The sequence below is a fragment of the Catellatospora sp. NPDC049609 genome, from assembly GCF_040675365.1.
Lineage (GTDB): Bacteria > Actinomycetota > Actinomycetes > Mycobacteriales > Micromonosporaceae > Catellatospora.
On sequence record NZ_JBFAOU010000301.1, the window covers coordinates 1 to 5,730 of the forward strand.

Sequence of the window (5,730 nt, forward strand, 5' to 3'; positions counted from 1 at the left end):
TGCCAGGCACCTGGGCGAATGAGCGTTCAAGATACGCCCATGTGCCTGGCAAGTCGGATGATCAAGGGGTCAGGTGAGGGCGGTGGTGAGGGTTTGGGCGGCGGATACCACGTGGGGGCCGACGGTGGCGGGGTCGAGGGGGGCGAGGGCGACGACGCCGACGCTGGCGCGCAGGCCCTCGACGTGTACGCGGGCCGCGATGCCGTACGCGCCGGGCTGCAGCTCGCCGGCGGAGACGGTCCAGCCCTCGGCGTCGGAGAGGATGGCCCGGCCGGCGGCGCCGGAGCCGAGCGGGTGCCGGGAGCCCGTGCGGTAGGCGACGTGGAACATGGTCGCGCTGGGCTCGACGACGGCGACCGCGACCGCCTCGTCCCCGTCGGCGACGGTCAGGTGGGCGGTGGCGCGGACCTGGTCGGCCAGGCGGCGCAGGGCGGGCAGCGCGGCGTCGGCGAGCAGCGGCTGGGCGCGGCGGGCCAGGTGCAGCAGGCCCAGGCCGAGGCGCAGCCGGCCGCCGGAGTCGCGGCGGATGAGCGCGTGCTCGGTGAGCGTGGTGACCAGGCGGTACACCACGGCGCGGCCGACGCCGAGCCGGTTGGCGGCCTCGGTGACGGTCAGCCCGCCGGGCGTGTCCGCGACGAGGGTCAGCAGTCGCAGGCCACGGTCGAGCGTCTGGGCGGTGTCCACGGGATCAAGACTAAGAGCGGACCTCGGCGCCCTTCCTGCGGCGTCGGCGGGCCGGGTATGTCGACCGAGGTCGCTACAGTTGCGGGGTGATCAAGGCTGTGGCGTTCGACGCGGACGAGACCCTGCTGGACCTGAGCCCCGCGATCGACGCGGCGCTGGAGGCGGTGCGGGCCGAGGTGCTGGCGCTCGACCCGGCGGCCGCGCTCACCCGCGATCACCTGCGCGAGGACTGGAACACGGTGTTCGCCGAGGACCCGGAGGCGCCGGTGCCGCACATCCGCCGCGAGGCGCTGCGGCGGTCGCTGGCCCGGTTCGACCTGGAGCACCACCTGGACCGGCAGGTGGAGGCGTTCTTCGCGGTGCGCTACCGGGAGACGAAGCCGTTCCCGGACGCGCTGGCGACGCTGGCCGAGCTGCGCCGGTCGTACCTGCTCGGGTACGCCACCAACGGCAACTCGGTCGCGGACCGGTGCGGCCTGGGCGGCGAGTTCTCCTTCGAGCTGTACGCGCACCGGGACGGCCTGCCCAAGAAGCCCGCGCCGAGGTTCTTCGCGGCGGTGCTGTCCGCCGCCGGGGCCGACCCGCACCAGGTGGTGTACGTCGGCGACAACTACCACCACGACGTGGTGGCCCCCGCGGCGGCGGGCATGCGTACGGTCTGGGTCAACCGGAACGGCCGCGCGTGTCCCGGCGAGGTCGTGCCGGATCTGGTGATCGAGCGGCTCGCCGAGCTCCCGGAGGCGCTGCGCCGTCTCACGACATGAGAGCCGGTACCCCCAACGGGTGACGGTCCAAGGCTCTGACCTGCGGTTCCGCTAACGTGTACCGATGATCACGACTGTCGCCTTCGACGCCGACGACACCCTGGTGGACATCCACACCGCGGTCACGGCCGGCCTGAGCGCGGTCACCGCCGCGGTGGCCGACCCGGCGCTGACCCTGGAACTGTTCGCCGCGGACGCCACCGACCACTGGATCTCGCTGGCCGACCGGGACGCGCGCGAGATCCGGGCCGCCGCGATGCGGTACACGCTCGCCCGCGCGGGCCGCGAGCACGAGCTCGACCGCTGGCTGGAGCTGTTCTTCGAGGTGCGGTTCGCGCACTCGCGGCCGTTTCCGGGGACGACGGCGGTGCTGGACAAGCTGAGCCGCGACTACCGCCTCGGGTACGCCACCAACGCCAACAGCGAGGCGCACCGGTGCGGGCTGGGCGGGCGGTTCGCGTTCGAGATCTACGCGCTGCACGGCGGGGTGCCGAAAAAGCCCGCCCGCGGGTTCTTCGAGGCCGTGCTCGCGGCGGCCGGGGCGCAGCCGCACGAGGTGGTCTACGTCGGCGACAACTACGAGCACGACGTCGCCGGGGCGGCCGGGGCGGGCCTGCGTACCGTGTGGCTGAACCGGGCGGGCGCCCCCGCCGCCGGGACGGTCCACCCGGACGTGGTGATCGGCTCGCTGGACGAGCTGCCGGACGCGGTCGCGAGCCTGGCCGCCTGAGCGGGCGCCCCCCGCGGGTCGCCGTGCCGTGGCACCATGCCCGCCATGGGGGAGAGGATCCTCGGCGCCGACGGGCGGCAGTGGCGGGTGCGCCGTCGCTGGCTGCCCTGGCGGCCGACACGGTGGGGCGGCGACGCCGACGGCTTCGAGACCACGGCGCTGTCCCAGTACGCGGACTCGCTCGGCTGCCTGATCGCGCTGCTGGTGCTCGCCTTCCCGGTGCTGCTCTTGCTGCTGTTCGCGGCGCTGGAGTGGCTGCTGCTGCTCCTGCTGCTGCCGCTGTGGACGCTGGCCCGGGTGGTTTTCGGGGTGCCGTGGGTGGTCCAGGCCCGGGGCCGGTCCGCCGAAGGACGGCGGTGGCGGTATCACGGCGAGGCCAGGGGCTGGCAGGGCAGCGCCGACCTGATCGCGGCCGTCCGCGAGGAGATCCGGGTGCACGGCGAGCCGCGCTCGCTCGGCCCCGGCCTGGCCGAGGAGCAGGATCCGGCCGACCCGGTCGGCGACGGCGAGTGGCTGGCCCGGGTGCAGGCGGGCGAGCCGATGGAGGTGCACGGCCACGTGTACGGCACCACCTCGGCGTACGCGCGCAACGGGTGGCTGGCCGGGTGGATCCGGGCCGACGCGGAGTCGCTGAGCATCGCGCAGCCCGGCGGGACCTCCCGCCGTGTCATCCCCGTGCGCGGCGGCTCGGTGCCGCCCGACGAGCCGTCGACGAAGGCGGATCGGGCGGCGATCGGAGCATCGGCGGTGATCGGTGTCATCGGCACCGATGGCCGGTGGTACCGGATCGCTGTCGAACCGGATGATATTCGCGCCTTGCGGTGGCTGCGGTCGCAGTGGACGGCGCCGCATTGACTATCCTTGTCCGGTGACGTTGAGACTCTTTGACACCGCGACCAGACAGGTGCGCGACTTCGTGCCGCGCGTTCCCGGTCAGGCCTCCGTGTACCTGTGTGGTCTCACCGTCCAGGCGGGCCCGCACATCGGCCACCTGCGCTCCGGCGTCAACTACGACGTGCTGCGGCGCTGGCTGCTGCGCGCGGGTCTCGACGTCGTGTTCGTGCGCAACATCACCGACATCGACGACAAGATCCTCGACAAGTCACTGGAGCAGGGTCGCCCGTTCTGGTCGATCGCGTACGCCAACGAGGTGACGCTCGCCGCGACCTACCGGGCGCTGAACGTGCTGCCCCCGACGTACGAGCCGCGCGCCACCGGGCACGTGCCCGAGATGCACGAGATGATCATCGAGCTGATCGAGCGCGGCAACGCGTACCCGAGCAACGACGGCAGCGGCGACGTCTACTTCTCCGTCGGCTCGTTCGGCGAGTACGGCGCCCTGTCCGGCCAGCGGCCCGACGAGATGCTGGCCGCACCCGACGGCCCCGAGCGCGCCAAGCGCAACCCGCGCGACTTCGCGCTGTGGAAGGGCGCCAAGGCCGAGGAGCCCGACGACGCCGAGTGGCCCTCGCCGTGGGGCCGCGGCCGGCCGGGCTGGCACATCGAGTGCTCCGCCATGGCCAAGCGCTACCTCGGGCCGGAGTTCGACATCCACGGCGGCGGCCTGGACCTGGTGTTCCCGCACCACGAGAACGAGCAGGCCCAGTCGCGCGCGGCCGGGCTGCCGTTCGCCCGGTTCTGGGTGCACCACGGCCTGCTCAACCTCGGCGAGGCCAAGATGAGCAAGTCGCTGGGCAACGTCGTCGACCTCGACGCCGTCGTCGAGCGCGGCATCCGCCCCGCCGACCTGCGCTACTACCTGCTCGCCCCGCACTACCGGGCGCGCATCGACTTCAGCTGGCAGGCACTGGAGGAGGCCGCGACGGCGTACCGCCGCATCGAGGGCTTCGTACAGCGCGCCGTCGAGATCGTCGGCGTGGTCGAGCCGGGCGTGCTGTGCGCCGAGTTCGTCGCGGCGATGGACGACGACCTGAACACCTCCGCCGCACTCGCCGCCCTGCACGAGGTGGTGCGGGAGGGCAACACCGCGCTGGCCGCCGGTGACGGCAAGGCCACCGCCGGGGCGCTGGGCAGCGTTCGGGCCATGCTCGGCGTGCTCGGCCTCGACCCGCTGGACCCCGCCTGGGCCGCCGCGAAGAGCGACGGCGGGCTGCGGAGCACGGTCGACGCGCTGATCGCGCTCGCCCTGGAGCAGCGCACCGCTGCCCGGGCACGAAAAGACTGGGCCGCCGCGGACGCCGTGCGCGACCAGCTCAAACAGGCCGGAGTCGTGGTGGAGGACACCCCGCACGGTCCACGCTGGACGATCGGAAGTGAACTGTAATGCCGGGCAACTCGCAACGCCGGAACATACGCCAGGTCAGCAAGAAGACCGCCGCCAAGGGCACGGGTGGCAAGAACAAGGACACCCTGAAGGGGCGTGGCAAGACCCTGCCCGCCGACGAGCGCCCCTGGCACAAGGCGTACTCGGGCACCGAGAAGCTGCCGTCGAAGACCGCCTGGAAGCAGGACAAGGAGCGCAAGGCCGCCGCGGCGGAAGGGCGCACCCCCAAGATCGGCAAGCCCGGCACCAAGGACACCACCTGGGGCAAGGGCGGCACCGGCAAGGGCACCCCGACCCGGCGCACCCAGGCCGCCCGCGGCGCCGCGACCCGCACCGGCCCGCGGGTCTCCCCCGGCCGCAAGTCGGCCACCCCGAAGGACGCGCCCGAGCTGCTCGTCGGCCGTAACCCGGTGGTCGAGGCGCTGCGCGCGCACGTGCCCGCGACCGCGCTCTACGTCGCCCAGGGCATCGACGTCGACGACCGGATCACCGAGATCGTGCGCACCGCGGGCGACCGCGGCATCCCGATCCTGGAGATCAGCCGCGCCGAGCTCGACCGGCTCACCGGCGGCGTGCTGCACCAGGGCGTCGGCATCCAGGTGCCGCCGTTCGCGTACGAGAGCTTCGAGGACCTGCTGGCCGCCTCGGCCGAGCACCCGGAGCCGCTGCTGGTCGCCCTCGACGGGGTGACCGACCCGCGCAACCTGGGCGCGGTCATCCGGTCGGCGGCCGCGTTCGGGGCGCAGGGCATCTTCGTGCCGGAGCGGCGCGCGGCTGGCATCACCGCCACCGCGTGGCGGACCAGCGCGGGCGCGGCGGCACGACTGCCGGTGGCGCAGGTGACGAACCTGACCCGGGCGCTCAAGCAGGCGCAGTCGGAGGGGTTCGTCGTCGTCGGGCTGGACGCGGACGGGGAGACGGACCTCTACCAGCTGGAGGCCGCGGTCGGGCCGCTGATCGTGGTGGTCGGCTCGGAGGGGCGCGGCCTGGGCCGGCTCGTCGGGCAGACCTGTGACCTGCGGGTGAGCATCCCGATGGTGTCCGAGGTGGAGTCGCTGAACGCGTCCGTCGCGGCTGCCGTGGCTCTCGCCGAGGTGGCGCGACGCCGGGCGGCGTGACGGCCCCGCTTTTCTATCGACGTTGGCCTATCACATCGAATTCGATCTCCGAAAACTCGATACGGCCGAGCCGCCGCCTGGGCACCATCGCCGTCTTCCTGGCCCCGGCGCTGGTGCTGTTCCTGCTGCTGGTCATCACCCCGATCCTGG

General features: G+C 73.3%; 6 protein-coding genes. 5 read left to right on the forward strand and 1 reads right to left on the reverse strand.

The features are described 5' to 3' along the window. Positions 1–69 precede the first annotated feature (69 nt). A complete protein-coding gene (locus AB0J67_RS38830) occupies positions 70–684 on the reverse strand; it encodes a helix-turn-helix domain-containing protein (protein WP_363490453.1) in 615 nt (204 codons plus the stop codon). An 86-nt stretch (positions 685–770) separates the two neighbouring features. On the opposite strand from AB0J67_RS38830, the gene AB0J67_RS38835 reads away from it, so the two are divergent. From AB0J67_RS38835 to rlmB, 5 genes are all read left to right on the forward strand, one after another. Next, positions 771–1,448, forward strand: coding sequence for an HAD family hydrolase (locus AB0J67_RS38835; protein ID WP_363490455.1), 678 nt, complete (start codon positions 771–773; stop codon positions 1,446–1,448). A 64-nt stretch (positions 1,449–1,512) separates the two neighbouring features. Beyond that, the gene (locus AB0J67_RS38840; protein ID WP_363490457.1) at positions 1,513–2,178 is read left to right on the forward strand and encodes an HAD family hydrolase; all 666 of its coding nucleotides are present in this window, start codon (positions 1,513–1,515) and stop codon (positions 2,176–2,178) included. Positions 2,179–2,223: 45 nt separating this feature from the next. Beyond that, entirely contained in the window at positions 2,224–3,033 is an 810-nt protein-coding gene (locus AB0J67_RS38845; RefSeq protein ID WP_363490459.1) for a hypothetical protein, read from the forward strand. A gap of 13 nt (positions 3,034–3,046) precedes the next feature. Further along, positions 3,047–4,462 (forward strand): cysteine--tRNA ligase, encoded by a 1,416-nt coding sequence (gene cysS, locus AB0J67_RS38850; RefSeq protein ID WP_363490461.1) that lies wholly within the window; start codon positions 3,047–3,049, stop codon positions 4,460–4,462. Continuing rightward, a complete protein-coding gene (rlmB, locus tag AB0J67_RS38855) occupies positions 4,462–5,580 on the forward strand; it encodes a 23S rRNA (guanosine(2251)-2'-O)-methyltransferase RlmB (protein ID WP_363490463.1) in 1,119 nt (372 codons plus the stop codon). Before cysS ends, rlmB begins: the two co-directional genes overlap by 1 nt. Positions 5,581–5,730: the final 150 nt, after the last annotated feature.

Bases quoted from the DNA above. Each gene is read 5' to 3' on its own strand.
- AB0J67_RS38840 (WP_363490457.1), top strand. From the start codon at position 1,513: ATGATCACGACTGTCGCCTTCGACGCCGACGACACCCTGGTGGACATC.
- AB0J67_RS38845 (WP_363490459.1), top strand. From the start codon at position 2,224: ATGGGGGAGAGGATCCTCGGCGCCGACGGGCGGCAGTGGCGGGTGCGC.
- rlmB (WP_363490463.1), top strand. From the start codon at position 4,462: ATGCCGGGCAACTCGCAACGCCGGAACATACGCCAGGTCAGCAAGAAG.